This is a genomic window from Nonomuraea sp. B10E15, from assembly GCF_039871615.1.
Taxonomy (GTDB): domain Bacteria; phylum Actinomycetota; class Actinomycetes; order Streptosporangiales; family Streptosporangiaceae; genus Nonomuraea.
Map to the genome: position 1 here is coordinate 39,782 of NZ_JBDPMB010000007.1, position 27,000 is coordinate 66,781.

Genomic DNA, 27,000 nt, shown 5'->3' on the forward strand with positions numbered 1-27,000 from the left:
CGTGCCGGGCGGCTCCTCAGCCGAGCAGCGCGCGCAGCGCCTTGCGGTCGAGCTTGAGCACGCTCGTGACCGGGATCGAGTCGGCGAACCTCACTTCCCGCGGATACCTCACCCTGCCGACCCGGTCGCGGGCCCACCCGATCAGCTCCTCGGCCCCGGCCTCAGCACCCGGCCTGAGCTGCACGAACGCGACGACCTCCTCGCCGACGCGCGGGTCGGGACGGCCGACGACGCCCGACATCACCACGTCGGGGTGCCGGTTGAGCGCGTCCTCCACGTCGCGGGGGAACACGTTGAAGCCACCGCGGATGATCAGGTCCTTCTTCCTGTCGACGATGTAGAGGTAGCCGTCGTCGTCCACGCAGCCGATGTCGCCCGTACGCAGCTCGCCGCCGGCCAGCGCCGTGCCCTCGGGGTCGGGCTCGTGCTCGCCCCAGTAGCCGAGCATCAGCGACTCGCCGGAGACGCAGATCTCACCGATGTCCCCGGGCTCCGTGGCCTCGCCCTCGCTGTCGCGGATGGCGATCGTGTAGCCGGGGAGCGGCAGGCCTACGCTGCCGACCCTGCGCCGGTCCGGCGGGTTGAAGGTCGTCACTGCGCTGGTCTCGGTCAGCCCGTAGCCCTCAAGGATCTGCACGCCCGGCATCCTGCGCTCGAACTCCGCCAGCGTCTCCCTGCCGAGCGGGGCCGCGCCGCACGTGAGGAAGGCGAGGTCGGGCAGCGGATGCAACTCCAGCGGTTCGGCGAGGAGCATCTGGATCATGGACGGGACGACGGTGCCGTACTGGACGCGCTGCTCGGCGGCCAGCGACAGGAACGCCTTCGGCTCGAACCAGCGCATCAGCACCGCCTGCTGCGGCTCCGTGGCGTGCATCGAGGCGACCGAGGTGATCAGCCCGTACGCGTGGGACAGAGGTATGGGAACCAGCGCGCGGTTCTTGCCCTCCTGGCGGGACAGCTCGTAGGCGGCCCTGGCGACCTGCCAGAGGCCCTGGTGGCTCAGCATGACGCCCTTGGCCTTGCCCGTGGTGCCGCCGGTGTACATGAGCGCGGCCAGGTCGCCGGGGTCCCTCCGCACGAGCCCGTGTTCGGAGGCCCGCTCCAGCTCGGCCGTGTCCACGAAGGTCGGGATGTCGACGGCGGCGGCGCGTACGGTCTCCTCCAGCTCGGGCGAGGTGACGATCGCGCGGGCGCCGCTGTCGAGCAGGATGTGCCGCAGCTCCGCGGGCCCCACCAGGAACACCACCGGCGTCACCACCGCGCCCGCCGCCCACAACGCCTGGTAGAGCAGCGGCACCTCGGGCGAGGTCGCCATCATGACGGCCACCCGGTCGCCCGGCCGGATGCCGGCTTCGACGAATCCGCCGCACATGCGGCGCGCGCGTTCGGCGAGCGCGTGGCTGCGGAGCCACGCCCCGTCGTAGAACATCGCGTCGTGGTCGTCGAAGCGGCTCCAGGACTCCTCGGCCAGCCTGCCCAGCGTCTGCTCGGTCACATGCCCAACCTGATGCGAATGACGATGCGCCGTCAACCCTTGAAGTCGTGCCTGGGCACCCTTGACCGGCCCGTGCGGACGATACTCGCCGGGGTCGGTAAATCGATATAAGGCTCCAGCTGTGGCCATTTGTGCTTTCTGCTCGACCTCGATCGTTCCATGGTGGAAGATCTAGGTGAAGGGAGTGGTCGACGTGTCCGTATAATCTCGCGAGTCACGCATAAGGCCTGTTCGGAGCGCTGTTGTGACGCTCTGTATTGCCCTTGTGGGAAAAGAAGAAAGTTTTTGATCTTCCATCTTTTCTGTAGACAAGTTTCCAGTCAACTACCGAGGTGGCTACGTGACCGAAACGCCTGAACCAGGCGAGATCGACCTTGACACCATAACGCTCAGTCAGAGCGTCATCGCCGTCAATGACCGGCCGCGCGCCACGACCGACCCGGTCACGCACGACCTCAGCCGGCGGGAGGCCGACATCCTGCTCCGCTCCTACCGGGAGCCGGGCTGCTTCCCCGAGGCGGTGCGCCGTCTGGCCATGCGGCACCTGCTGGTCCTCGTGGGCGCCGAGGAGACGGGCAAACGATTAGGGGCCATCGCCCTGCTCTCGCGCATGTCGCTGGCCGAGAGCACGATCACCGTGCTGTCCCCGGCCGCCACCGCTCTGGAGCTGCTCTCCGCGACCGACTACGGGCCCGGGCAGGCGTATGTGCTGCACGACTGGATCGCGGTCGGCGCCGAGCGGATCGAGCTGGTCAACCTCGCCCGCAAGCTGGCCGAGCTGGGCTCCTACCTCGTCATCACCAGGAACGGCGGCCCCTCCCAGGCGGTCGAGGTGGAGCAGCCGTGGTGCGCCCCCGACCCCGGCGAGCTGTTCGACCTCTGCCTGAGCACCTACGGGCCGCGCGCGGGCACCGGCGCCGAGCAGCTGGCCGACGCCAGGAATCAGGCGCTCACCCTGCCGACGCCCGCCGCGGTGGTCCGGCTGGCCACGCGGCTGGTCCGCGACGGCGAGCCGGCGCGCTGATCGCGGCCCTCACCGGCCTCGCCCACCTCAGAGGCCGGTCACGCCCGTGATGCGGTGGAGGGCGAAGCGGTGCACGGCGGCCCTGGTCTCGTCGTAGGCGGTCAGGTAGCCGCCCTCCATCCGGGCCGGCTCCAGGATGCGCGACGTCGCGTTGCCCTGGGAGTCGAGATAGCCGATCCACACACGCACCCCCTGCTTGATCGCCTCCTGCAGGGCCGAGATCGTCGCGGTGGCGGGCCCGCGCGGCACCTGGCCGTTGGGCGCGTCGACGGGCTCGCGCCGCGCCAGGTGCGCCGCGTCGCCGGCCCGCAGCGCGCGTACGGCCGCCGCCGCCACCTCCGGGTCGAGGCCGTTCGCCGACGCGATGGTGCGCACCGGCGCCGTGCCCTCGGTGCGGCGGCTTTCGAGCTGGGAGACGATCACGTCGCCCTCGATCGACTCCGCGACCGGGGCGTACCCCATCGCGCGCAGCGAGTCGACGAGCGCCGCCCGCGACGAGCGGGAGGCGATGACGGTGGGGGCGAGCCGGCGCAGCCGCAGCGCGGCGGAGCGGCGGTCGGCGATGATCTGGTCGAGCAGCGCCGGATCGTCGCACCGGATGTACGCGCTCGCGGTGCCCACGCGGATGCGGCCGTGCCGCCTGGCCACGTCGGTCACCAGGTAGGACAGCGCCTGCGGCACCGGGGTGGCCGAGTGGCGGCCGAGCACCGACAGCAGCTCTTCCGCGCCGTGCCCCGCGTCGAGCGCCCGGCGTACGGAGCCCTCGCTGAACCGGTAGACCGTGGCCCCGCCCTTCGACTCGACGTCGGCGGTGAGCGCCATCCAGCGGTTGAGCTCGCTGGTCAGCGGGCCCGGCGCGACGGCGGTGAGGTCGGCCTGGAGCAGCACGTGGTCGACGGGCTCCGGCAGCAGCGGCGCGAGCACCCCTGCCGGGTCGTCGCCCTCGATCAGCGCCCGCCCGTGCCCGGCCAGCGCGCCCAGCCCGGTCATGCCCACCTGCTCGGCCTCCCGCAGCGCGAACTCGACGAGCTGCTCGCGCAGCGGTCCCCGGCGGCGCGGCTGCTCCCACGCCAGCCGTTCGAGCACGGAATCACGCTCGGGCGCGAGGCCGGGGGAGGAGGCCAGCACCCGCAGCGTGGCCTCCCTGACCCTCGCGGCGGACGAACGGCGCAGGTCGGCGTGGAGGGCGTTGAGCGGCCTGTCGCGCTCGTCGCCGCGTCTGGCGGTCGCGCCCGCTTCGCCGCTCGTTGGCGTCGCTGCGCCCGCTCTCTCCCGGCGAGCTCCTGCGCTCCGGTCGCCGACCAGACCGGGCACCCGGTCCATGCGCAGCCAGGTGGCCGCCAGCGTCATCCACCGGTCGGCGACCGGCCTGATCCGCCACAGGTCGTAGCCGGAGGTCGGCAGCCACTCGCCGTCGACGCCGCCGCCCGCCGCGATCAGGCCGGCCGCGTGCGCCACCTCGACGACCAGCGCCGTCACCCATTCGGGCAGGTCGAGCTCGCCCGCCGTGCGTTTCAGGTCGCGTACGCCCAGCCCGCCGGTGCGCAGCACGCCCGGCGGGTCGGCGCCCCATCGCTCGCACAACTCCTCCACGGACCTGACGAACGAGAACGCCTGCCCGGCCGCCGTGCGGTCGGCCAGGTCCGGGTCGCGCGCGGTCCCTTCGAGCGGTGGCGGCGTGGCCCGCAGACCGCGGTGCACACGCCCGCCGCGCAGGTAGAGCCCCACCTCGCGGGGCAACGTCACGCTCTCCTCGCCGGTGGCCGCCAGCAGGCCGCGCGCGAGCAGCTCCTCGATGGGCGAACGGGCGGAGGCCACGCGCACCTCGCGCCTGGCGTTGGGCACCCGCCCGGTCGGCGGGCCCCAGACGAGCTGGTCGAGCGCGCCCCTGGCCTCGGCCGAGACGGCGCCGACGAGCGCGGCCGGCTCGGCCAGCGCCGCCGCCAGCCGCTCCTTGCCCGCACCCTCAGTGCCCGGCGCGACGTCGTCGGCCATCTCCTCCAGGAGCTCGGGCGCGTGGTGCCGGAACGCGTCGACGGCGCTCGGGCCGAGCCCCGCCGGGTCCTCGAGCACCTTGCGCACGCCGGGGCCCAGGTCGAGGGCGTCGTCGGGGCCGTAGACCAGGGCGAAGTCGGACAGCCTGCCGAGCGCCTCCGACAGCGCCGGCTCCGGGTCGGCCCGCCCCGCCTCCTCGTCGCCGTCCAGGGCCGCGCCGATGAGGTCGCGCAACTGTTTCCTGGATGTCGGCCCGGGCCGGACGGCGAGCGTCTCGACGACCGCCAGCGTGAACCGGTCGAGCCGGTCGAGCACCCTGCCGATCGCCGAAGGGCTGGCCGCGCGCGACGCCAGGCCCTCCAGATGCGCGGGCACCGGAGTGATCAGCTCGGGACGCGCGGACACGAGCACCCGCAGCTGCTCGTCGGTGCGTCCCCTGATCCACTCCGTGAACTCCATCGTTGCCATGGTATGTGCACCCCGATTGGGGCAGCATTGCTTGACGTGATTGAGCGAGCCGACCAGCAGGTGCTGAACTACGTCTCCAAGGCGGCCGACGCCGCGCACGGCGTGCTCAGAGCCGACCAGCGGCTCGACTTCGCCAAGCGGTTGCGGGCCAGGATCGAGACCGAGCTGAGCGGCGGCAGGAAACCGCGCGATGTGTCGAAGGTGCTGGCCAGGTTCGGTGATCCGGTCGCGCTGGTCGAGCGCGAGGCCGGCCGGCTGGCCGCGGCCGGGATCGCGACGCTGCGCTCCAGATCGCCGGCGGCCCCCACCACCGCGCCCGTCACGACCCCCACCACCGCCTCTACCGCGGCCTCTACCACTGGGCCCGTGACGGGGCCCGCCGACGCGCCCGGCACGACCACCGCGTCAGGCACCGCGTCAGGCGCCGCCCCGGCTCCCGGCGCCCCGCCGAAGGAGGAGGCCGGCGCCACGCTGCGCTTCGCCGCCGTCGCCGGCGACCGTGACCTGCCGCCGGGCGTACGCGAGCACCGCAGGATCGCCCAGGAGCGTCTGACCCGGCGGCCCGGCATGGACCTGCCGTTCGCCGGGCTGCGCAAGGTCGCCATGTTCAGCGCCAACCCGCTGGCCACCGACGGCAGGGACGCCAGGACCATCGTCAAGGAGCACCCGCGCGACACCGCCGCGATGGTGATCCTGGTGGTGGCGGCGCTGCTGGTGCCGTTCGACCTGCCGCCTGTGGCGATCTTCCAGGTGCCGGTCATGGTGTGGGCGCTCGGCGCCGCGCTCGTGCTGTTCAGCGAGACCTGGACGATCCGCGACAAGGTCCTCGGCGTCGGCGCGCCGATGCTCGGCTACTCGGTGGGCGGTGTGCTGATCGGCGGCCTGCGGGTCGGCATGGAGGCCGGGCTGTCGGCGTTCGTGACGCAGTTCTTCGACGTCAGCGGGACCATGTTCATGATCGGTACGGGTCTGGGCGTGGTGTGGCTGGCCTACCGGCTGCTCGACGTCACCTGACGGGCGCCGGGCTGGGGAGCAGGCCGACGGCCAGGCGTACCCACGCGGTGACGAACTGGTCCTTCTCCGCGTGCCCGGGGAGCTCGCCCACGGTCTCCTGGAACAGCCGGTAGTGCACGACCGAGCCGCCGAGCACGGCCGCGATGCCCGCCCAGTCGAGATCCACGTCGTGGTACTCGGGCTGCGCCATGAACCAGGTGACGATCGCGTCGAACATGGGCTGCAGCAGCCCCTGCCTGACCACGGCGACCAGTTCGGGGAACTGGCTCAGGTCGCGGAAGAACACCCGGGTCAGCTCCGACTCCTCGCGCACCTTGGCCAGCCCCGCGCGGCACATGTGGGCCAGGCGCTCCTCCAGGTCCGCCGACGCCTCCATGGCGCTCAGCTCGGCCAGGCTCTCCGCCACCTGGCTCCTGGTGCGCGCGGCGTGCTGGTTGATCGCGGCGGCGAGCACTTCGTACTTGGACTTGAAATGCCGGTAGAGCCCTCCGGCGCCCGGGGACAGCCCTGAAGCGGCCTCGATCTCGGCCACGGACGTGGCGGCGTAGCCCCGCTCGGCGAACAGTCGCAGAGCCTCGTCGACGATCCGCTCACGGGTCGATCTGGTCATGTCTATCCTGATACCTCCGTAAGGAGCGTAGCCGTTGCCCGGAGCGGCCCACCGCCGCCCTCACGGAGCGGCGCGCCGGATCAGGCCGGCCAGCGCGGAGCCGATGATCAGCCACACGATCGCGGCGAGGCCGTAGTTGACGAGCGCCGTCCAGCGCGGATCGGCGAGCTGGAACAGGCCGGCCAGGCCCAGGGACAACCATGCGGCGAGCGATTCGACGAACTGGTACCAGATGTTGGCCGGGTTGGCCTTGAACACGGTGAACACCGCGTAGAGCAGCACGGAGAGCGCGGCGACCCTGCAGGCCACCTTCACCAGGTAGGCCGCCGCCGACACCGTACGGCGCCACGGCGTGGCGATCCGGCCGCCGGGCCTGGCGGGCCGGTGCGGGCGGGGCGGGGCGGAGGAGGCGACGAGCCGGTCTCCGGCCTGCGGCGGTCTGGGGGTGTTGGTCACGGCCGCTCCTCTCCGATAAGTAATTCCTTTCTTCCCATTACCAGGGTTCCAGAACAAGGGCCCATTACGGGGAGTTGAGCACTGTTTGGCATCCTTCTCATGTGGTGACTTCAGTGGGGTTCGACCTTGACATGACGTTGGCGGACACGCGGGCGGGGATCGCGGCCACGTACGACGAGCTGGCCGTCCGCCTCGGTGTGCCCTTCGACAGCGCGGCGATCGTGGAGAGGCTGGGCCCTCCGCTGGAGAGGGAGCTGGCCAACTGGCTGCCGCTCGAGGCGGTGCCCGCGGCAGCCGACCTTTACCGTCAGATATATCCGGAACTCGGCGTTCCGGTGCATACGGCGATGGCGGGTGCGTACGACGCGATCGAGGCCGTCCACGCGGCCGGCGGGCGGGTCATCGTGGTCACCGCCAAGAACCTCAGGGACGCGATCGGCACGGTCGAGTTGCTGGGGTTGCCCGTGGACGAGGTGGTCGGCTCGGCGTTCGGCACCGGGAAGGGATCGGCACTCGCGCGGTTCGGCGCGGCGGCCTATGTTGGTGACCATGTTGCGGACATCGAAGCGGCACGTGCGGGCGGCGCGGTGAGCGTGACGGTCGCGACGGGCCCGTACACGGTTGGAGAGCTGCGAGATCACGGAGCGGACGTGGCGTTGGCCGACCTGACCGATTTCGCCGCCTGGTTCGCCGGCTGGCGCACCCAAGCGGAACTTGGGTAATTCACCGCCATTTACCCGGTCGCCCTGGCGCTCTTCGGGGCATAACCTACATTCATCCATCCTTCGTTTTCGACTGTTTGAACGAGGTCCTCCTGTGCCGAGTGGCAAGGTCAAGTGGTACGACGCCGACAAGGGATTCGGCTTCCTCACCCGCGACGACGGCGGTGAGGTCTTCGTGCATTCATCCGCGCTGCCCACCGGCGCAGGCCCGCTCAAGCCAGGCCAGAAGGTCGAGTTCGGCGTGGCCGAGGGCCGCCGGGGCCAGCAGGCGCTCTCGGTCCGGATCCTCGAGCAGCCGCCGACGCTGGCCAAGGCCAAGCCCAAGGGCAAGCGGAAGAAGCCGGACGAGATGGTGGTCATCGTCGAAGACCTGATCAAGTTGCTCGACGGCGTGTCGACCTCCTACCAGCGGGGCAAGCACCCCGACGCGGCGCACACCAAGAAGATCGCGCAGGTGCTGCGGGCGGTCGCCGACGACCTCGACGCGTAACGCGTTCAGCCGTTGGGATTGGTCAGCGGCTTGGTCGGGTCGAGGGTGTCCTGGCGCTGCTGGTGCTGGTGCTGGTCGGCGGCGGCCTCGGCGCGCCGCCGGTGCAGCTTGGCGTCGGCGGCGCGCCTGTGCCTGATCCTGGAGACCAGCAGCCACGCGAGCGCGGCGGTCAGCGCGACCGCCAGCGTGACCAGCCCGGCCGTGCTGCTCTCCGACAGCGAGAGCAGCAGCCCGGCCAGCCCGCCGAACACCCAGGCGAGCTGGAGCACGGCCTCGACCACGCCGAACGTCGACGAGCGCACCTCCTCGCCGATCTCCCGCTGCACGATCGCGTCGAGCGCCAGCTTGCCCAGCTCCTGCGCGAACGCCGTGATCAGCGAGATCGCCAGCGCGGCCCACAGGCCGAAGAAGATCGCGGTCAGGATGGTGGTCACGCTCGTCACGGCCAGCGTGGCCAGCACGATGAGCTGCGGCGCGTGGTTGCGGGTCCAGTTGGCGACGGCGGCGCCCGCCAGGCCGCCCAGCCCGGCCGCCGCCGCGAGCAGCGCGATCGTCCTGGGGATGTCGAAGAACGGGTCGGCCGCCGCCTGCGACTGCGTCGCCGCCAGCCACGGCACCGCGCGGTCCTGGACCAGGAACAGCAGGAAGAACAGCAGGAACCCGGAGAAGACCCGGACGGCCACGTTGGCCCAGACGGCCTCGGCGACCGTGGGGCCCACCTTGAGCAGCGTGCGCCAGCGTGGCGCGGCGCCCTCCTCCTCCAGGTCGGGCGAGTCGATGTGCCGCGGCAGGCGTACGGCGGCGACCCCGAGCAGCAGGAAGGCCACCATCGCGACGCGCAGCACCGCCGCGCTGCCCAGCCACGCGGTCAGCCCGGCCCCGACCGGCACCGCCACACCCGCGGCGACCAGCGTGAACAGCGCCACCCTCGCGTTCGCCGACACCAGCGTGATGTCGGCGGGGAGCACGCTCGGCATGATCGCCGCCCTGGACACGTTGTGCGCCTTCGACAACACCAGCACGCCCAGCGCCCCGATGAACAACGTCGGCAGGTCGCCGGGCCCCACCGCGGCGGCCATCGCGAAGCACAGCAGGCCCCGCCCGAACAGCGTGCCCGCTATCACGTAGCGCCGCCCCGACCTGAACCTGTCGAGGATCGGCCCCACGAACGGCGCCAGCAGCGCGAACGGCAACATCGTGATGACGAGGTAGAGAGCGACGGAGCCGCGCGCCTCACCCACGGGCACCCCGAAGAACACCGTGCTCGCCAGCGCCACCGTGACCAGCGCGTCGCTCGCGCTGTTGCCCGCCGACAGCTCGATCAGGCGGCCGAGCCCGGTGCGGCCGGCGCCGTCGGCGTGGGTGAGGCGGCGCGTGGCCCGGCCGACCTTCTGCGCGCCCTTCGCGGTGACCTTGCCCGCCCGCGCCGTGCCGCTGGCCGTGGCCCTGCTCGCGCGCAGAGTGGCACGACCCGCGTCGGCGACGCCGTGCGCCATCCGCCGCGAGACCTCGCGCGCCCGCTCCCAGCCTCCCTGCACGCCTACCAGTCTTACCCGATTCACCCGCGATCTCGGAGCGGGATCCCCCGTTGTGGGACTCTTAGGTCCCGCCATGGGTGAGAATGAAGTGTGAGCGAACAGCACCTTTTGGCGGAGGCGGTCCGATGAGCCGCACCAGGGCCCGCGTCTCCGCTCCCGACCAGGCCTGTGTCGCCGCGGTCGATCTGGCGCGCGCCGCGGCCGAGGAGCTGGCGCGCCCGGGCGAGCCCGGCGAGCACCTCGGCTACGAAGGCGAGGGCGACCGGATCGTCACCCACTATTTCGCCTGCCTCGACCGCGCCTATCGCGGCTGGCGCTGGGCCGTCACCGTCACGCGTGCCTCCCGCGCGAAGAAGGTCACGGTCAGCGAGGCAGTCCTCCTGCCCGGCTCGGGGGCGCTGCTGGCGCCCGAGTGGCTGCCGTGGAGCGAGCGGCTGCGGCCGGGCGACCTCGGCGTGGGTGATCTGCTGCCGACCGCGGAAGACGACGACAGGCTGGTGCCGGGTTTCACCGAGACCGACGATGACACCGACCGCCAGATGGTTTTCGAATACGGCCTGGGCCGAGCCCGTGTGCTCTCGGCCATCGGCAGAGACCGGGCTGCCAGGCGCTGGCACGCGGGCGAGCACGGGCCGCACACTCCGATCGCACACGCCGCTCCCGCGCAGTGCTCCACCTGCGGCTTCTACTGGTTGCTCGCGGGTGAGCTCCGGCTGTCGTTCGGCGTCTGCGCCAACGAATACGCGCCTGACGACGGCAAGGTGGTGGCCGCCGACCACGGTTGCGGCGCCCACTCGGAAGCCGCCGTGCTGCCGGCCCCCATGGAGCAGGCCATCCCCATCCTCGACGATCTGGGCTACGACCTGATGGAGGAGGAGACGGGCTCGGTCGACGCGTCCGCCTCCGAGGAGCTTGGCCACTCCTGACCCGCGGGGGCGGCGTGAAGGGCCCGGCCGCTCCGAGGCCTGCCCGGCCGAGGGCTGGGCCACTTCCGAGCCGCCCGCGCGGCTGGGGAGGTCGGCGATCCCTCAGGGCGCATGCGCGGCGGCGTGAGGGTAGGTGGGGCGCGGATGCGCCTCGCCTGTCGGTGAAGGCCGCTAACCTACGGTGGCCCCCTACCCTCACACCAGGATCGTGATAGATGAGCGACACCTACGGCACCGACCGGATGCGAGCGGCCGTGCTCTCCGCCTGGACGGCCTCGCCTGCCCGGTTCCGCGAAGACGCCAACGCGGAGGAGGACTTCGCGCTCGGCGGCTACCGCGACCGGCTGATCGTCGAGTTGGCGCAGAACGCCGCCGACGCGGCGTTGCAGGCGGGCGTGCCAGGGGTGCTGCGGCTGACCCTCCAGGGCAGCGTGCTGACGGCCGCCAACACCGGCGCGCCGCTCGACGCCACGGGCGTCGAGGGCCTGTCGACGCTGCGCGTCTCCGGCAAGCGTGACGACGCCGGCGCGGCGGGGCGCTTCGGCGTCGGGTTCGCGGCCGTGGTCTCGGTCTGCGACGAGCCGGCCATCGGCTCGCGCGGGCACGGCTCCGTGCGCTGGTCGCGCGCCGAGACCTCCGCCGCGGTGGCGGAGATCCCCGAGCTGGCTTCCGAGCTGGCCGACCGCTCGGGGCACGTCCCGCTGCTGCGGTTGCCGTACGACGCGCCGCCGCTCGACGTACCCGACGGTTTCGACACGCTCGTCCGCCTTCCGCTGCGCGACCAGGCCGCCGTCGACGCGGTCCGGCGGATGCTCACCGAGACCAGTCCCGCGCTGCTGCTCGGCATGCCCGCGCTGGAGTCCATCGAGATCGACGTCGACGGGTCGGTCCGCACGGTCGTCGCCGACGGCTGGCACGTCGTGTCGGAGTCGGGCGAGTTCACGCCCGACGAGGTGAGCAGGCTCTTCGCCGACAGGCCCACCGAAGAGCGTGCCCGCCCCTACTGGTCACTGCGCTGGGCGGTCCCGGTGACCGGCACCGGCGAGCCGGGCTCGCCACCCGGCACGGTGCCGGCCGTCGTGCACGCGCCCACGCCCAGCGACGAGCCGCTCGACCTGCCCGCGCTGCTGATCGCGTCGTTCCCGATGGCCACCGACCGCCGCCACGTCGCCAAGGGCCTGCTCACCGACTTCCTGGTCGAGCGGGTGGCCGACGCCTACGTCCGGCTGCTCCAGGAGCTGCCGCGCACGTCCAGATTGCTCGACCTGGTCCCGTCCCTCATGGGCAAGGGCGAGCTCGACGCGCGCATCCGCAGGGCCGTGCTGGCCCGGCTGCCCGAGACGCCGCTGCTGCCCGCGCTGTCGGCGCCCGCGCCGGCCGTCCAGACACCCACGTTCGCCGAGGCAGAGGTCTACGAGCCCGACGCCGAGTGGCGGGTCGAGCACCCGGCGGCCGAGCCGGGCGACGACGGATGGGTGGTCGCGGGCCGCGAGGCCGCCGTCGTGGCGGGCGCCTCCGCCGAGCTGCTCGAGACGGTCGCCGGCTTCGTCCCCGGGCTGCTGCCCGCCGGATGGCCGGCCAGGCATCCGGCGATGACGTCGCTGGGCGTGCGCAGGGTCGAGCTGGCCGACGTCGTCGACCTGCTGTCCGGTGAGGCCGTGGAGGCGCGCGAGCCGGCGTGGTGGCGCTCGCTCTACGACGTGCTGCCCGTCGACGATCCCGAGTCGCTGGGCGCGCTGCCGGTGCCGCTCACCGACGGCCGGCTCGTGCGAGGGCCGCGCGGCACGCTCATCCTGACCGACGGCGGCGCCGACCTCGACCTGACGCCGCTCGGGCTGCGCATCGTGCACCCGGAGGCCGCCCATCCCGCGCTGCTGCGGCTCGGCGCCGCCGAGGCCACGCCCCGGACGATCCTCGACGACCCGCTGACCAAGGCCGCCGTCGCGCAGTCGCTCGACAGCCCCGACCCCGAGCCGGTGGCGCGGGCCGTGTTGTCCCTGGTGGAGGCGTCCGGTCTGGCGCCCGGCGAGGCGCCGTGGCTGGCCGAGCTGGCCCTGCGCGGCACCGATGGCGAGCTCTATCCCGCGGGCGAGCTCATGCTGGCCGACGGGGCGCTGGCCGGGCTGATCGAGCCCGACACCCACCTCGGCGTGGCCGCCTCGGAGCTGGCGGAGACCTACGGCTCGCGCGTGCTCGCGGCCGCCGGGGTGCTCGACGGCTTCGCGCTCGTGCACGAGTCCGACGTGCTGCTCGACCAGGACGAGTGCGACCACGACCTCGACGGCGAGGACGACTGGCTCGACCACGTGCTCGACCTGCTGCCCGAGCTCGACGTGCCGCCGCTGGTGCCCGAGTTCGTGGCGGTGCGCGACCTGGAGCTCGTGGCCGACTGGCCGGCCGCGCTCGAGCTGCTGACCAGGCCGCCGCTGCGCGCCGCCCTCCACCCGCTGCGCGTCGAGGGCGTGGAGGTGCCCTCCTACACCGCGTGGTGGCTGGCCCGCCACCCCGTGCTCGGCGGGCGCAGGCCGCTGGAGCTGCGGCTCCCCGGCGCCGACCCCCTGTTGCAGGGCCTCTACGCCGACGCCCCCGCGGGCCTCGACGAAGGCGCCCTGTCCATGCTCGGCGTACGCACCACGCTGCCCGCGCTGCTCGACTCCCACGGCGGTCCCGAAGAGCTGCTCGACCTCATGGCCGACGAGTCGATCGAGGTCGACCGGGCGCAACTGCGCGCCCTGTGGGTCGCCCTGGCCGCCGTCGATCCCTCCAGGGTCGCGCCGCCCTCCCGCGTGCGCACGGTGCAGAAGGGCTCCATCGTGGTGGCCCCGGCCGACGACGTCGTGGTGGTCGAAGCCCCCGACCTGCTGCAGCTCGTCACCGACCGGCCGCTGGTGCTCGCCCCCTACGACCTGGCCGAGGCGCTGTCGGAGCTGCTCGACCTGCCGCTGGCGGGAGAGCTCGCCTCCGGCGAGGTCACCTCCCAGGGTGAGGTCCTGCAGGTGCCTCGCGAGGTGCGCTCCCTGCTGCCCACGGCGCCGGAGACGTACGTCCAGCACGAGAAACTGCTCGTCGACGGGGTCGAGTGCTCGTGGCGGTTCTTCGAGGGGGCGGTGCACTGCACGGGGGTCGACGGGCTGGCCAGAGGGCTGGCGTGGGCCACGGGGCAGTGGAACGACCGGCTCGCGGTGGCCGCCCTGCTGCGTGATCCCCAGGCGGTTCCTCTCCTGCTCGCCGAGGCCGACCTCTCCTGACCCCGGCCGGCGCCCCGCCCTTCACGTGCCCGGCCCCGCGTCCTCCCTCGACCGAACCCCTCCCGGCCGTGTCACCGCGGGTCCCAGGTCAGGGCCCGGCGCACCCCCGCGCGTCCGGTGGCGCGTGGGGGTGCGGCGATCGCGGAGAGGTCAGGCGGCGCAGGTGGTGCCCTCGCCGGGCACCTTCCCCTCCAGCAGGTACGCGTCCACCGTCTTCATGACGCACCCGTTGCCGGTCAGGTAGGCGCCGTGGCCCTCGCCCTCGTAGGTGACCAGGACACCGGTCTTGAGCTGCTCGGTGAGCGCGGGGGCCCACCGGTAGGGGGTGGCCGGGTCGCCCTTGGTGCCGACCACGACGATGGGCGCGGAGCCCGTCGCGTCGACGCGCTTGGCGTCGTCGTTCCCGGGCACCGGCCAGTGCGCGCACGCCTCGCCCGAGCCCTCGACCGACAGGATGGGGAAGATCTTCTTGACCTTGGCGTTGGTCCTGGCGGTTTCGGCGGCCGTGGGCCGGTCCGCGTTGTCGGCGCAGTTGATGGCCTGCAGGCTCGTCATCATCGTCGAGTACGTCCCGTCGGCCTTGCGGCCGGTGTAGGAGTCGGCCAGGGCGAGCAGGGCGGTGCCGTTCCCCTTGAGCGCCGCGGCGGCGGCCTGTTCAAGCACCGGCCAGCTCGCCTTGGCGTACAGCGGGGTGATGACGGCGAGCTGGGCCATGCTGTAGGTGAGCTCGCGGTCACCGACCTTGAGCGGCTCGGTCTTGAGCTTGTCGACCAGGGTCTCGACGGTCTTCTCGACGGCCGCGGGGTCGGCGCCGAGCTCGCAGCTCTGGGCCACGCAGTCCTTGGCGAAGGCGTCGAAGGCCTGGTCGAAGCCGGTGGCCTGGATGACGGCGCGCTCATCGAAGGTCACCGTCGGGTCGAAGGCGCCGTCGAGGACGAAACGGCCGACGTTCTTGGGGAAGTGGGTGGCGTAGACGGCGCCGAGGTGGGTGCCGTAGGAGAAGCCGAAATAGTTGAGCTGCCTGTCGCCGACCGCGGCTCTGATGAGGTCGAGGTCCTTGGCGGCGTTCACGGTGCCGACGTGCGGCAGGATCTTGCCGGAGTCCTTCTTGCAGGCCTGCGCGAACTCCTTGGCCAGCCGGTCCGCGTCGGCCTCCGCTTCGGCGGACAGAAGCTTGTCGACCTGCCCTCCGCACTTGACGCCGGCGCTGCGCTCGACGCCGCGCGGGTCGAAGCTGACCAGGTCGTAGCGCTGGTTCAGGCCGGCGAAGGCCCGGCCGGCCAGCGCCAGCGTGTCCACTCCTGACGCGCCGGGACCGCCGAAGTTGAAGACGAGCGAGCCGAGGCGGTCGCCGGTGGCCTTCATCCGGATCAGGGCGAGGTCGATCTTCTCTCCGCCGGGGTCGGCGTGGTCGAGAGGGGCCTCGATCGTGCCGCACTCGGTGCCGGCGGGCGGGGGGATCGGTTTGCCGTCAGGGCCCACCAGATCCGTGCACTGGGCCCAGGCCACGCTTCCCGTGTCCTTGTCCTTGTCCTTGGCAGCCGGGGCAGGTTCGCCGGTGGTGCCGCAGGCCGTGAGAACCGCCGCGCCCAGGAGGAATGTCGCTATGGGCTTCTTCATGCCTATAAGCATGGTTCACCGGAGAAGTGCTGACGTAGTGGGCGGAAACACCACTTGGGGGTGACTTCGAGGAGCAGCGGGAGATGACGAATGTCAGCCGGAACGGACCACTGCGGTCACTCCCGGCCGGGCCTGCGCACGAACCAGATGCCGAACAGGCCGAAGGCGACCCCGGTCACGCAGGTCCAGATCCACCACGTGTTCTCCGGGGCGGGATTGACGATCAGCAGGGCGATCAGGGCGACGGCCCACACGGCGGTGCCGACGGCCACGGCGGCGGTGTCGTTGGTCTTGATCGGCTCAGGGTCGGGGTGCCACTGCTGCTTCACGTGTCCACCCTAGCTTGCAATCGGGTCTCGAAATCATTACTGGCTCTTTCCGCAGCTCACCGCGCCTGCCACTGTTCGCGTCGTGAGCGACACACGTAGCAAAATAGATCATTTCTTCGCAATCTCCGCACGAGGTTCCACCGTCTCCCGCGAGGTGCGGGGTGGTCTGGCCACGTTCTTCACCATGGCCTACATCGTGGTGCTGAACCCGATCATCATTGCCACGGGTACGGACGTGGAAAAGCAGGTCATCGGTGACGGCACGACGCCGAACGTGGCGCTGGTCGCGGCCGGGACCGCCTTCGTGGCGGGGGTGCTGACGATCCTCATGGGCGTCATCGGCCGGGTGCCCTTCGCGATGGCGGCCGGGCTCGGCCTGAACGCCTTCGTCACGTTCAACCTGGCCAGCGTGATGACGTGGGAGGAGGCCATGGGCCTGGTCTTCCTCGAAGGCGTCATCATCGCCATCCTGGTGCTGACCGGGCTCAGGGTGGCGGTGTTCCATGCCATTCCCGCCCAGCTCAAGACCGCCATCAGCGTCGGCATCGGCCTGTTCATCGCGCTGATCGGTTTCGTGGACGCGGGATTCGTACGGCGGGTGCCGGCCGGGCCGCCGCTGGAGATGGGCATCGGGGGCAACCTCACCTCGTGGCCGATCTTCGTGTTCGTGGTCGGGCTGCTGGCCACGGCGGCGATGGTGGCGCGGAAGGTCAAGGGCGCTATTCTCCTCGGCATAGCGGGCACGACCGTGCTGGCGATCATCGTGGAGTTGCTCACCGATTCGGGCGCGTTCTCGGCGGAGAACCCCGGCGGCTGGCAGCTGAACGTGCCCACGATGCCCGAGCAGATCCTCGGCTTCCACAACCCGCTGGTGTTGTTCACGGAGTTCGACCCCTTCGGGGCGTTCAGCCGGATATCGGTGCTGCTGGCCGTGTTGTTCGTCTTCACCCTGCTCATCACTGACTTCTTCGACACCATGGGCACCATGGTGGGCGTCGGCCGCCAGGCGAACCTGATCCAGGAGGACGGGACGCTCCCGCGTACGAAGCAGATCCTGCTCGTCGACTCGATCGGTGCGGCGGCCGGCGGCGCGGGCTCCGTCTCCTCCAACACCACCTACATCGAGTCGGCCGCCGGCGTCGGCGAGGGCGCGCGCACGGGGCTGGCGAGCGTGGTCACCGGCCTGCTGTTCCTGGTGGCGATCTTCTTCGCGCCGCTCGTCACGGTCGTGCCGTACGAGGCCGCGGCCCCCGCGCTGGTCGTCGTCGGCTTCCTGATGATGACCTCGATCCGCGACATCGACTGGAACGACTACGAGATCGCGATTCCGGCGTTCCTCACCGTCGTGGTCATGCCCTTCACCTACTCGGTCTCGAACGGCATCGGCGCCGGCTTCGTCAGCTACGTGCTGATCAAGGCGGTGCGGGGCAAGGCGAGGGAGATCCATCCGCTGCTGTGGGCGGTCACGATCCTCTTCGTGCTCTACTTCGCGATCGGACCGATCCGCGCGCTCTTCGGCGTCTGAGCAGGTGGGAGCCGTCTCGCGCGTGCGGGACGGCTTCCTGGTATCCAGGAGGGCAAAAACCGGTTAGGGAAATATCCTGCCTTCGCCTATAGTTAGCAAAGGTAATGACTCATGCTAACCAAACCCCAGCACAAGACGGACCTGCGCAGCGACGCAGGCCTGGCTTCGGCCTTGCGCGTTTCTCTGGCAAGGCTGACCAGGCGCCTACGACGACAGGCAGCGGCGCACTCGCTGACGCCCACCCAGTTCGCGACCCTCGCCGCCATCGAGCGCAGGAGCTCGCCAGGAGTGAGCAAGGAACGAGCCAACGAGGGTCGAAGCGGGCGCGACAATCAGAGCGAGCGCAGGAGCTCGCCACCCCACGAGCAGCAAAGCGGGCACGACAGCCAGACGGAACAGCATTTCGGGATAACCCCCGGCGAATTGGCCGAGCTCGAGAAGGTGCAGCCGCCCTCGATGACGCGTGTGATCGCCAAGCTCGAGGAACGCGGCCTGGTCGCGCGCCATCCGCACCCGACCGACCGGCGCCAGGTGACCGTGACCGTGACCGAGGCCGCCGAGAAGCTGCTGAAGGAGGAGCGGCGCCGCAAGGAGGCGTGGCTGACACAGCGGCTGAAAGAGCTCTCCCCCGAGGAGAGGGCGATTCTCCGGCAGGCGGCGCCCATCCTGGAGAAGCTCAGCCGGATCTAGAGGAGCCTGAAGAACCCAGGACCGGAATGTTCCGGTCGCTCAGAGTTCGTAACTATCGCATGTTCGCGGCCGGGGGCGCCGTCTCCAACGTCGGCACCTGGCTGCAGCGCACCGCCCAGGACTGGCTGGTGCTCGACCTGACCAACGGCAGCGCGGCGGCGCTCGGCACGGCCACCGCGCTGCAGTTCCTGCCCATGCTGCTGTTCGGCATGTTCGGCGGCGTGCTGGCCGACCGCTACCCCAAGCGGCCCATCCTCGTCGGCGCCCAGGTGCTGATGGCCTCGCTCGCGCTGACCATAGGCGTGCTGACGATGACCGGCGCGGCCCAGGTGTGGCACGTGTACGCGATGGCGTTCCTGCTCGGCATGATCTCCTGCGTTGAGGTGCCGACGCGGCAGGCGTTCGTGGTCGAGATGGTCGGCCGTGACGACCTGTCCAACGCGATCGCCCTGAACAGCTCCATCTTCAACCTGGCCCGCGTGGTCGGCCCGGCGCTCGCCGGTCTGCTGATCTACGTGCTGGGCGGGACGGGCCCGATCTTCCTGGTCAACGCGCTGACGTTCGGCGCGGTGATCTCCAGCCTGGTCTTCATGCGCAGCTCGGAGCTGAACGTCTCCGAGCGCGTGCCCAGGGCCAAGGGCCAGCTCCGCGAAGGGCTGCGCTACGTGGTGCGGCACGAAGAACTGCTCATGCCGGTGCTGCTCATCGGGTTCGTGTCGATGTTCTCGCAGTCGTTCTCGATGTCGATCGCGCTCATGGCACGCGAGGTGTTCAAGGCCGGCGCGTCCTCGTTCGGCCTGGCCTCCAGCATGTTCGCGGTGGGCGCGCTCGGCGGGGCGCTGCTGGCGGCGCGCAGGGCACGGTTGTCGCGCAAGGTGCTCTTCGCCGGGGCGATCGGCTTCGGCCTGTTCCAGATCGCGACGGCGCTGGCCCCGTTCTACCCCGTCTACCTGCTGCTGCTGGTCCCCACGGGCATCGCGCTGATCACCATCAACACGGCCGCCAACGCCAGCGTCCAGCTCGCCACCTCCCCCGACATGCGGGGGCGCGTCATGGGCATCTACATGCTGGTCTTCACCGGCGGGGCGCCGCTCGGCGCGCCGCTCATCGGCTGGCTCTCGGAGCTCGGCGGGCCGCGTACGGGCGTGATGTTGTCGGGCGTGCTCGTCCTGGCGGGCACAGGGCTGGCGGTCCTCGTGACGCGGCTGATCAGCTCGCGGGTACGCAGGCCGTCGCTCGCCACGGCCTGAGCGACCCCTCCCCGCCACGGGGCACAATCGGATGGCATGAGGCTCTTCGCGGCCCTGGTGCCGCCCGACGAGGCGCTGGACGAGGTGTCCCGCGCGATAGCGCCGCACGTCGGGCAGGTGCCGGGCCTGCGCTGGCCCGACCGGGCCACCTGGCACATCACGCTGGCCTTCTTCGGCGAGGTGCCCGAGCGGGCGCTGCCCGAGCTGGAGCTGCGCCTGGCCCGTGCCGTGCGCCGCTACAGCGTGCTCGACCTGGCCTTCGACGGTTTCGGCGCGTTCTCGTCCGCCCGCCGGGCCAGGGTCCTGTGGGTGGGCGTCACGGGCGACCCGATGACCCGGCTCGCCGACTCCGTCAAGGCCGGCGCCCGCCGGGCGGGGGCCGGGCAGACGGACGGCAAACGGTTCCACCCGCACCTCACGCTGGCCAGAGCCAAGACGGAGACGGACCTCCGCCCGCTGATCGAGTCGCTGTCGGGATTCAGCGGCTCGCCGTGGCGGGCGGAGCACGTCCGTCTCGTTTGCAGCCACACCGGACCGCAGGTGAGGTACGAGTCACTCGCCGAATGGGCGCTCGCACCCTCCGAGCGGGGCTAGGCTCCAGGGCGTGGATCGTCCTCGTTCCTGGTTGCTGCCCATCGTGCTCGGCCTGCTGCTGCTGATCGTCGTGGTCGGCGCCCTGCTGACCTGAGCACTACCAGGCGTAGTCCTCCGGCGCGGTGCGGTGGCCGGGGAAGATCTCGTCAAGCCGGGCCAGCGCGGCCTCGTCCAGCTCGATCTCCAGGGTCCGCATGCTGCCGTCGAGCTGCTCCAGCGTGCGCGGGCCGATGATCGGTGCGGTGACCGCCCGCTGCTTGAGCAGCCAGGCGAGGGCCACGTACGCCGGGTCCTCGTTCAGCTCGTCGCAGAACTTCTCGTACTGCTCGATCTGGTCGCGGTGCTTCTCGAGCTGCTTGACCACGGCGTCCGAGGCCGACCGGCCCTTGTCGATCTTGCGCAGCACGCCGCCGAGCAGGCCGCCGGCCAGCGGGCTCCACGGGATCACGCCGAGGCCGTAGTCCTCGCAGGCGGGCAGCACCTCCAGCTCGACCGCGCGGGTCAGCAGGTTGTAGTGCGACTGCTCGCTGACCAGCCCGGTGGTGTTGCGCCTGGCGGCGCTCTCCTGGGCCTTGGCGATGTGCCAGCCGGCGAAGTTGGAGGAGCCCACGTATATGATCTTGCCCTGCTGGCGCAGGGTCTCCATGGCCTCCCAGAACTCGTCGAACGGGGTGTTCCTGTCGACGTGGTGGGCCTGGTAGATGTCGATGTAGTCGGTCTGCAGCCGCTTCAGCGAGGCGTCGCAGGCCTTGCGGATGTTGAGCGCCGACAGCTTCTGGTCGTTGGGCCAGTCGCTCATCCCGCCGTACAGCTTGGTCGCGATGACCGTCTTCTCCCGGCGCCCGCCGCCTTGAGCGAACCACCGGCCGATGATGTTCTCGGTGATGCCCTCGCCGAGTTTCCAGCCGTACACGTTGGCGGTGTCGAAGAAATTGATCCCCAGCTCATGAGCCCGGTCCATGATCGCGAAGGAGTCTTCCTCCGTGGTCAGCGGGCCGAAGTTCATGGTGCCGAGGCAGAGCGGGCTCACCTGGAGGCCGCTGCGTCCGAGATTGACGTAATCCATGCTCTCAACCCTAAGTACCTGGAGTGCGCTCCAGGCCATAGGATCCAGTCGTGATCTATCGAGAAATGGGGCATTCCCTGCTGCGCCGTCTCTCCCTGTGATCGCCCTGCTCAGGGCGGCCGTTCCGCTCTTCCTGGCCATGGTCACGGGCATGATCGGCTCGCTGGTGGTCACCTCCGTGCTCGGCCGGTACGACACCGTCGCCCTCGCCGCCTTCGCGGTCATGACCGCCGTGCTCAACCCGGCGTCCGCGACCGTGCAGGGCGCGCTGCGCGGGCTGGGGCCGTTCGTCGCCCAGCACAGGGACTCGCCCGCGGCGGCCGTGCCGATCGTGCGGGACGCGCGCTGGCTCAGCATGGCCGCCGGCGCGGCCGGGGCGCTCGCGGTGATCTGCGTTCCGCTGCTGGCGCACGCCACGGGGGTGCCCGGCGCAGTGGTGCGCGAGCTGGGCGCGCTGCCGTACCTCGTCGCGGTCTACCTCGTGGTCTTCGCCTCCACCGGCGGCGCGAGCACCATCCTGGTGGCGCTCGGGCGCAACCGCAGCGTGCTCTGGCCGTCCCTGACCTTCGGGCTGCTGCTGAGCGTCCTCACCGTGGCGCTGGTGCCGTCGCTCGGGCTGACCGGTGTGGGCATCGCGTGGGTGGCCGGGGGAGTCGCGGCGGCGGTCGTGGCGAGCCTCCTGCTGCGTCGCGCGCTCGGCGGCCCGATCGGGCAGGCCAGACCACGGATCGGCGAGATCGTCAAGCTCGCGAGGGTGAGCGTGCCGCTGGCGGGCACCGTACTGATCAAATTCGCGGTGCTCGGGGTCGTCACCCTCGCCGCGGGCGGGACCGGCGCGCGTGACACCGCCGCCCACGCCGTGCTGACCACGCTCACCGCGCTCATGATGATGGCCTCGCTCTCCATCGGCCAGGTCGCGGTCCCGGAGATCGCCCGCGCCGCCGACCCGGCAGGGGCGCGGCGGGCCAACAGGACGGCGGCCCTGCTCGCCCTCGCGGCCTCGCTCGCCGGCGCGGGCCTGCTGCTGGGGTTCGGCCCGGCGCTGGTCACGCTGTTCAGCGACGATCCCGGGGTACGCGAGCGCGTGCTCGCGCTGCTCCCGCTCATGGCGCTGGCGTCGATGGCCGACGCGGCCCAGGCCGTGCAGGGGACCGGGCTCACCGCGCTCAAACGTTCGGGGGCCAGCCTGGGCTACTTCGCCATCGGGTACGGGCTCCTGGTCCTCGCCGCCGTGCCCGTGGCCAGGACCTGGGGCATCACCGGGTTGTGGGCGGCCATGGCGGTGGCCAACGTGCTGCTGCTGGTGCTCCAGGGCACCGGCTTCCACCGCCACAGCGCCAGGCTGGCCCGTTGAGGCTCAGGACCGGCTCATCCGCGGCACGCCCCACCAGTGCCCTTGACGTGGTCCTTGTCGACCCAGTATGGGGAGACCTGCAGCCGCCCGTTCGTCAACGAGCCCGACGTGACGTAGACGATGGCTCCCTTGCTGAAATAGCCGTCGGCCTTGCTGCCCGTCGAGCCCTTGTAACGGGGCGTCTTCTTCGTCACCTCGAAGGGGCACTGGGTGGCCGCGGTAGCGGTCGAGGTGGTTGCGCCGGCGGCGGGTGCGGTGGCCAGCGCCGCGCCCCCCGCCATCACGGTGGCGGCGAGCATCACAGCCAGACGGCTCGTTTTTGTGATCATGCCGAAAGGCTAGGCCGCGGCCCGCGACGATGTCCTTAGCGGCGGGTAGCGAGATTATTAGCGCTGCCTCCACTCGGGCGTGGCGCCTGTCGTGTGGCCGAGTCGGTCACCTACGCCGCCGACGGCACGGCGCTGCTGGTCGGCTCGGAGGGGCCGCGCAGTCCGGTCCACCGTGTTCCGCTGCACGAACGAACGGGCCTCTCCTGCCGCCACCGCCCGTGGGCGTGATCATGTTTCGCGCCCGCCGTACCCGCTGGTACGGGCTGCTGGTCCTGGCCGCCGTGCCCGTGGCGAGGACCTGGGGCATCATCGGGTTGTGGGCGGCCATGGCGGTGGCCAACGTGCTGCTGGTGATGCTGCAGGGCACCGGCTTCCACCGCCACGGCGCCAAGGTGGCCGGTTGAGACTCAGGAGCGGCACTGTCCCGCGCTGGTGAGGTCGGTCGCGGTGGCCCAGTAGCCGGAGGTCGTCTTCACCCGGCCGAACTTGCCGGAGCCCTGGTAGACGCTGACGATGTCCTGGTAATTCCACCAGCCCTTGATGTAGACGGTGGTGGCGGACAGCCACTTGGGAGTCGTCTTCGTCTTCACCTGGTAGGGGCAGATGACGGCCGCGGCCGCGGATGAGGTGGCGGCGCCGGCGGCGGGCGCGGCCATGAGCGCCCCGCCTCCCGCCAGCACGGTCGCGGCGAACACGGTGGCCAAACGGCGATTAGTGATGATCATTCGGTCAGGTTAGCTTGGCCGGCGCGAATGTCCTTGTCGGAGCGTGGCGAGACCTTGACGCTGCGTCTTCACCGATGCGGCTGCCGGTGCTGTCGTGCGGACCGGGTGGCCGGTGGGTGGGGCATGATGGCGGCGTGGGGGATGTCGTGATCAGGATGCTCGCGGTCGTCACGGCGATCTGCTGTCTGTCCGCCGTTCCCGCCTACGCGGCGGACGACGGCACGGAGAAGCTCTTCACCTTCCGCGATCCCGCGATCACGGAGTCCAGCGGCCTGGCCGTGTCGCCGACGCACGACGGCGTCTTCTACACGCACAACGACAGCGCCGCCGCCCCCACCTTCTACGCCGTCGACGGGAGGGGCCGTACGAAAGCGACCTTCCAGGTGCAGGGCGCCCAGGCGCGAGACTGGGAGGCGATGGCGGCGACCAAGGACCCGGAGACAGGGCGGGGGGTGTTGTGGTTCGCCGACATCGGCGACAACCTGGACGGCGCCTGGCCCGACATCTCGGTCTATCGCGTGATGGAGCCGCAGACGCTGCGCAGCGCCAGCCTGCCCGCCACCCGCTACCGCTTCCGCTACGCCGACGGAGCCCGGAACGCCGAAGGGCTCATGATCAACCCCAGGACCGGCCGGCTCTACGTGGTGTCCAAGGAGTTCGCCGGTTCGGTCTACGCGGCGCCGAAGAAGCTCCGCACCGGCCGGACGAACATCCTGCGCAAGGTCGCCAGCGCCCCCCTCATGGCCACGGACGCCGCCTACGCCCCCGACGGCTCGTCGTACGTCATCCGCACCTACTTCTCCGCGACCCTCTACCGGCCCTCCGGCGAGACGATCGCCAAGGTGACGATGCCGGAGCTCGAACAGGCCGAGTCGATCGCCTACACCTCCGACGGCACGGCGCTGCTGGTCGGCTCGGAGGGGCCGCGCAGCCCGGTCTACCGTGTCCCGCTGCCCGAGCGGGCCACCCCGACTCCCACTCCGACCCCGGAAGGGGCGCAGGAAAAGGCCCCGGACGAGAGCCCTGACGAGGTGGCCGCCGGCGCCGGCGCGTCCGGGTTGACGATCAAAGACGTTCTCATCTGGCTGGCCGCGGCCGCCACCGCCGTGGGCGTGATCACGTTTCTCGCCCGCCGCACCCGCTGAGGGCCGTCATCGGCCGGGGTGCCGCATCGTGGCGGTGGCGGGTGCGTACGACTTCACGCTGCCGGCGATCGCCGCAATGATCGTCGTCAGAACGCAGAAGATGATCGCCAGTCCTATGGCGACGCTGTTGGTCTTGTCGAAGCCGAAGACGAACGCGAGCTGAGCGCTGAAGGGCGTGCCGCGCAGGAGCGGCGCCACGAAGGTCGCCACCACGTAGAGCACGCAGAGCACGCACAGCGTCCACGCGCCGGGGATCCTGCGGGCGAACGTGAACCCTGCTGCGACCACCACCAGCCCGGCGCCGATGACGCCGCCGACCACGTTCACCACCACCACGCCGTTCCAGATGCCGGCCGGCCCGTTGGCGTGGACGACGTTGTAGAGCGCGAACCAGACGAGCATGCCGGCAGTGAACAGCCCCAGGATGCCGGCGATCATGGCCGCCACGACGTTCGCCCTCGGCCTGGGCGGCGGCCCCAGCGGGCTCGGCCCGCCACCCCACGGCGCGGGTCCGCCCGCGATCGGCGGCTGCCCGTACTGGGGGAACCTGGGTTGCGGTGGATTGGGCTGCATCCGCACTCCTCGCGCGTTCTAACGGCACATGTGCCGCCCGTCATGGTCCGCGATCATCGTAGTGGGGAGGTCACGAATGGTGGCCTGTCGGTGACAGCACGCCGACTTCGCGGCCCGGCGTCAGGACGTCCGGCCTCAGCGCGGCGGGGGACCTGCCGGCCGCCCGCGTCCACGCAGCGTAGAGGTGAACAGGTCGCCGCGCAGCGCCCGCTCCACCACCTCGATGGAGCGTGACAGCCGGACCAGCCGGGGGCCCTCCTCGCGGTACACGTCGAGCACCGCCTCGATGGTGTGCGGCGGCAGGTGTCCTTTGAGGTCGACGGCCGCCGCCCGGTAGCCCGCGCGGGCGGCCTCGACGGCCGAGGCGACGTGGTGCCTGGCCATGCTGGCGAGCGCGATCGGGTGCCGTCTGAGCACCTCGTAGGCGCGGTAGTCGGGGGGCACCGCGTCGAGCAGCCAGGCCACCGCGGAGGTCTCCCAGTCGGGCACGCTCGGCGGCCGGACCTCGGGCGGCCACTCCGGCGGAACGTACATGGCGACATCGTACTCATGTTCGATTCGTCCGGATATGGCGGGGGAGGGCGGTAAGTCGGAAAATTGTCATGTGACGGAGAAGATCGGGATCGTGGGCGCGGGCATCGTGGGCCTGGCGGTGGCGCGGGAGCTGGCCAGGACCAGGGGCGCCGAGGTGACCGTGCTCGACAAGGAAGACCGCGTCGGCGCTCACCAGACCGGGCACAACAGCGGCGTCGTCCACGCGGGCATCTACTACCCTCCGGGCTCGCTGAAGGCGAAACTGTGCCGCGAGGGCGTGGCGCTGCTCAAGGACTACTGTGCCGCGCACGCGCTGCCGTACGTCGAGGTCGGGAAGCTGGTCGTGGCGAGCACCGCGGCCGAGCGGCCGCGGCTGGGCGCGCTGGCCGAGCGGGCCAGGGCCAACGGGGTGCCGGGCATCTCCGAGCTGGACGGGCTGGCGCTGCGCGAGATCGAGCCGCACGCGGTCGGCGTCGGCGCGATCCACTCGCCGCACACCGCGATCTGCGACTTCCCTGCGGTCGCGCGCCGGCTCGCGCAGGACGTCGCGGAGCTGGGCGGGTCCGTACGCCTCGCGCACCCGGTCAGGGCGATCAGGGAACGCCCGGGAGGCGTGGCGGTGCTGGCCGGGCAGCGCAGGCTCGTCTTCGACCGCCTGGTCGTGTGCGGCGGGCTGAACACCGACGCGGTGGCCAGGATGGCGGGCTCGCCGGGAGACGTCAGGATCGTCCCGTTCAGGGGTGACTTCTACGCGCTCCAGGGTGCGGCGAAGGACCTCGTCCGGGGGTTGATCTACCCGGTGCCCGATCCGCGCTATCCGTTCCTGGGGGTCCATCTGACGCGGCAGACCGACGGCCGGGTGCTGGCCGGGCCGAACGCGGTGCTCGCCCTGGCTTATGAGGGCTACGGTTCTGCCGTGCGATGGCGAAATTACTGCAATTTTCGGCAAATTCTTGGCTGGCCGGGGACGCTACGTCTGGCCCGCGCCCACTGGCGTACCGGGCTCAAAGAACTCCACGGCTCCCTCGTCAAACGCGAGTTCCTCCGCGCCACCCGCCGCTACGTCCCCGCCCTCACCGCCTCCGACCTGGAAAGAACCGAAGGCGGCGTACGCGCCCAGGCCGTGGCGCGGGACGGCCGCATGGTCGACGACTTCGTCGTGGACGTACACGGCCCGGTCGTGCTCGTACGTAACGCGCCCTCACCCGCCGCCACGTCCAGCCTGGCCATTGCCCGGCACATTGCCGGAATTGTCCCGGCACCCGTCCGATGAGTGCATC

At 71.3% G+C, this 27,000-nt stretch carries 26 protein-coding genes; 14 read left to right on the top strand and 12 right to left on the bottom strand.

What is annotated here, in order from left to right:
- Positions 1–16 precede the first annotated feature (16 nt).
- On the bottom strand, positions 17–1,495 hold the full coding sequence (locus ABGB14_RS21460) for an AMP-binding protein (RefSeq protein ID WP_347645580.1): 1,479 nt from the start codon (positions 1,493–1,495) through the stop codon (positions 17–19).
- Positions 1,496–1,835: 340 nt separating this feature from the next.
- Here ABGB14_RS21460 and ABGB14_RS21465 point away from each other — a divergent pair, with 340 nt between their 5' ends.
- The gene (locus ABGB14_RS21465; protein ID WP_347645581.1) at positions 1,836–2,519 is read left to right on the top strand and encodes a hypothetical protein; all 684 of its coding nucleotides are present in this window, start codon (positions 1,836–1,838) and stop codon (positions 2,517–2,519) included.
- Positions 2,520–2,546: 27 nt separating this feature from the next.
- Here the strand turns inward: ABGB14_RS21465 and ABGB14_RS21470 are convergent, their stop codons facing one another.
- Positions 2,547–4,973: a helicase C-terminal domain-containing protein gene (locus tag ABGB14_RS21470; protein ID WP_347645582.1), complete on the bottom strand. Its 2,427-nt coding sequence runs from the start codon at positions 4,971–4,973 to the stop codon at positions 2,547–2,549.
- A 45-nt stretch (positions 4,974–5,018) separates the two neighbouring features.
- Here ABGB14_RS21470 and ABGB14_RS21475 point away from each other — a divergent pair, with 45 nt between their 5' ends.
- Complete coding sequence (locus ABGB14_RS21475; RefSeq protein WP_347645583.1) at positions 5,019–5,996, top strand: hypothetical protein; 978 nt, start codon at positions 5,019–5,021, stop codon at positions 5,994–5,996.
- Here the strand turns inward: ABGB14_RS21475 and ABGB14_RS21480 are convergent.
- On the bottom strand, positions 5,989–6,606 hold the full coding sequence (locus ABGB14_RS21480) for a helix-turn-helix domain-containing protein (RefSeq protein WP_347645584.1): 618 nt from the start codon (positions 6,604–6,606) through the stop codon (positions 5,989–5,991). The two genes, ABGB14_RS21475 and ABGB14_RS21480, sit on opposite strands and share 8 nt — an antisense overlap.
- 60 nt (positions 6,607–6,666) lie before the next feature.
- Positions 6,667–7,062 carry a hypothetical protein gene (locus ABGB14_RS21485; protein ID WP_347645585.1) on the bottom strand — a complete coding sequence of 132 codons (396 nt, stop codon included), beginning with the start codon at positions 7,060–7,062 and terminating at the stop codon, positions 6,667–6,669.
- 101 nt (positions 7,063–7,163) lie between these two features.
- Here ABGB14_RS21485 and ABGB14_RS21490 point away from each other — a divergent pair, with 101 nt between their 5' ends.
- The gene (locus ABGB14_RS21490) at positions 7,164–7,784 is read left to right on the top strand and encodes a haloacid dehalogenase-like hydrolase (RefSeq protein WP_347645586.1); all 621 of its coding nucleotides are present in this window, start codon (positions 7,164–7,166) and stop codon (positions 7,782–7,784) included.
- A gap of 94 nt (positions 7,785–7,878) precedes the next feature.
- Positions 7,879–8,274, top strand: coding sequence for a cold-shock protein (locus ABGB14_RS21495; protein WP_347624328.1), 396 nt, complete (start codon positions 7,879–7,881; stop codon positions 8,272–8,274).
- Positions 8,275–8,279: 5 nt separating this feature from the next.
- On the opposite strand, the gene ABGB14_RS21500 is transcribed toward ABGB14_RS21495, so the two are convergent.
- On the bottom strand, positions 8,280–9,812 hold the full coding sequence (locus ABGB14_RS21500) for an MFS transporter (RefSeq protein ID WP_347645587.1): 1,533 nt from the start codon (positions 9,810–9,812) through the stop codon (positions 8,280–8,282).
- 125 nt (positions 9,813–9,937) lie between these two features.
- Here ABGB14_RS21500 and ABGB14_RS21505 point away from each other — a divergent pair, with 125 nt between their 5' ends.
- The gene (locus ABGB14_RS21505) at positions 9,938–10,738 is read left to right on the top strand and encodes a DUF3027 domain-containing protein (protein ID WP_347645588.1); all 801 of its coding nucleotides are present in this window, start codon (positions 9,938–9,940) and stop codon (positions 10,736–10,738) included.
- Between the two features lie 215 nt (positions 10,739–10,953).
- Positions 10,954–13,986, top strand: coding sequence for a hypothetical protein (locus ABGB14_RS21510; protein WP_347645589.1), 3,033 nt, complete (start codon positions 10,954–10,956; stop codon positions 13,984–13,986).
- 150 nt (positions 13,987–14,136) lie between these two features.
- Here the strand turns inward: ABGB14_RS21510 and ABGB14_RS21515 are convergent, their stop codons facing one another.
- Complete coding sequence (locus ABGB14_RS21515) at positions 14,137–15,606, bottom strand: alpha/beta fold hydrolase (RefSeq protein ID WP_347645590.1); 1,470 nt, start codon at positions 15,604–15,606, stop codon at positions 14,137–14,139.
- 116 nt (positions 15,607–15,722) lie between these two features.
- Complete coding sequence (locus tag ABGB14_RS21520) at positions 15,723–15,935, bottom strand: DUF2530 domain-containing protein (RefSeq protein ID WP_347645591.1); 213 nt, start codon at positions 15,933–15,935, stop codon at positions 15,723–15,725.
- Between the two features lie 82 nt (positions 15,936–16,017).
- Here ABGB14_RS21520 and ABGB14_RS21525 point away from each other — a divergent pair, with 82 nt between their 5' ends.
- The 4 genes from ABGB14_RS21525 (at position 16,018) to thpR (ending at position 19,994) form a co-directional block, all read left to right on the top strand.
- The gene (locus ABGB14_RS21525; RefSeq protein WP_347645592.1) at positions 16,018–17,460 is read left to right on the top strand and encodes an NCS2 family permease; all 1,443 of its coding nucleotides are present in this window, start codon (positions 16,018–16,020) and stop codon (positions 17,458–17,460) included.
- A 111-nt stretch (positions 17,461–17,571) separates the two neighbouring features.
- Positions 17,572–18,150 carry a MarR family transcriptional regulator gene (locus tag ABGB14_RS21530; RefSeq protein WP_347645593.1) on the top strand — a complete coding sequence of 193 codons (579 nt, stop codon included), beginning with the start codon at positions 17,572–17,574 and terminating at the stop codon, positions 18,148–18,150.
- Between the two features lie 26 nt (positions 18,151–18,176).
- Positions 18,177–19,400: an MFS transporter gene (locus ABGB14_RS21535; RefSeq protein WP_347645594.1), complete on the top strand. Its 1,224-nt coding sequence runs from the start codon at positions 18,177–18,179 to the stop codon at positions 19,398–19,400.
- A 36-nt stretch (positions 19,401–19,436) separates the two neighbouring features.
- Positions 19,437–19,994, top strand: a complete 558-nt coding sequence (gene thpR, locus ABGB14_RS21540; protein WP_347645595.1) for an RNA 2',3'-cyclic phosphodiesterase — start codon at positions 19,437–19,439, stop codon at positions 19,992–19,994.
- Positions 19,995–20,091: 97 nt separating this feature from the next.
- Here thpR and ABGB14_RS21545 read toward each other — a convergent pair whose 3' ends face one another.
- Complete coding sequence (locus tag ABGB14_RS21545) at positions 20,092–21,060, bottom strand: aldo/keto reductase (protein ID WP_347645596.1); 969 nt, start codon at positions 21,058–21,060, stop codon at positions 20,092–20,094.
- Positions 21,061–21,157: 97 nt separating this feature from the next.
- Between ABGB14_RS21545 and ABGB14_RS21550 the strand changes: the two genes are divergently transcribed.
- A complete protein-coding gene (locus ABGB14_RS21550) occupies positions 21,158–22,414 on the top strand; it encodes an MATE family efflux transporter (protein ID WP_347645597.1) in 1,257 nt (418 codons plus the stop codon).
- Positions 22,415–22,428: 14 nt separating this feature from the next.
- Here the strand turns inward: ABGB14_RS21550 and ABGB14_RS21555 are convergent, their stop codons facing one another.
- Entirely contained in the window at positions 22,429–22,743 is a 315-nt protein-coding gene (locus ABGB14_RS21555; protein WP_347645598.1) for a hypothetical protein, read from the bottom strand.
- Between the two features lie 224 nt (positions 22,744–22,967).
- On the opposite strand from ABGB14_RS21555, the gene ABGB14_RS21560 reads away from it, so the two are divergent.
- A complete protein-coding gene (locus ABGB14_RS21560) occupies positions 22,968–23,147 on the top strand; it encodes a hypothetical protein (RefSeq protein ID WP_347645599.1) in 180 nt (59 codons plus the stop codon).
- 3 nt (positions 23,148–23,150) lie between these two features.
- Here ABGB14_RS21560 and ABGB14_RS21565 read toward each other — a convergent pair whose 3' ends face one another.
- Positions 23,151–23,468 carry a hypothetical protein gene (locus ABGB14_RS21565; protein WP_347645600.1) on the bottom strand — a complete coding sequence of 106 codons (318 nt, stop codon included), beginning with the start codon at positions 23,466–23,468 and terminating at the stop codon, positions 23,151–23,153.
- Between the two features lie 134 nt (positions 23,469–23,602).
- Here ABGB14_RS21565 and ABGB14_RS21570 point away from each other — a divergent pair, with 134 nt between their 5' ends.
- Entirely contained in the window at positions 23,603–24,613 is a 1,011-nt protein-coding gene (locus ABGB14_RS21570) for a hypothetical protein (protein ID WP_347645601.1), read from the top strand.
- Positions 24,614–24,619: 6 nt separating this feature from the next.
- Here the strand turns inward: ABGB14_RS21570 and ABGB14_RS21575 are convergent, their stop codons facing one another.
- Both ABGB14_RS21575 and ABGB14_RS21580 read right to left on the bottom strand, forming a co-directional pair.
- Entirely contained in the window at positions 24,620–25,186 is a 567-nt protein-coding gene (locus tag ABGB14_RS21575; protein WP_347645602.1) for a hypothetical protein, read from the bottom strand.
- A gap of 135 nt (positions 25,187–25,321) precedes the next feature.
- A complete protein-coding gene (locus ABGB14_RS21580) occupies positions 25,322–25,720 on the bottom strand; it encodes a hypothetical protein (protein WP_347645603.1) in 399 nt (132 codons plus the stop codon).
- 70 nt (positions 25,721–25,790) lie between these two features.
- On the opposite strand from ABGB14_RS21580, the gene lhgO reads away from it, so the two are divergent.
- Positions 25,791–26,993 (top strand): L-2-hydroxyglutarate oxidase, encoded by a 1,203-nt coding sequence (lhgO, locus tag ABGB14_RS21585; RefSeq protein ID WP_347645604.1) that lies wholly within the window; start codon positions 25,791–25,793, stop codon positions 26,991–26,993.
- Positions 26,994–27,000 lie beyond the last annotated feature (7 nt).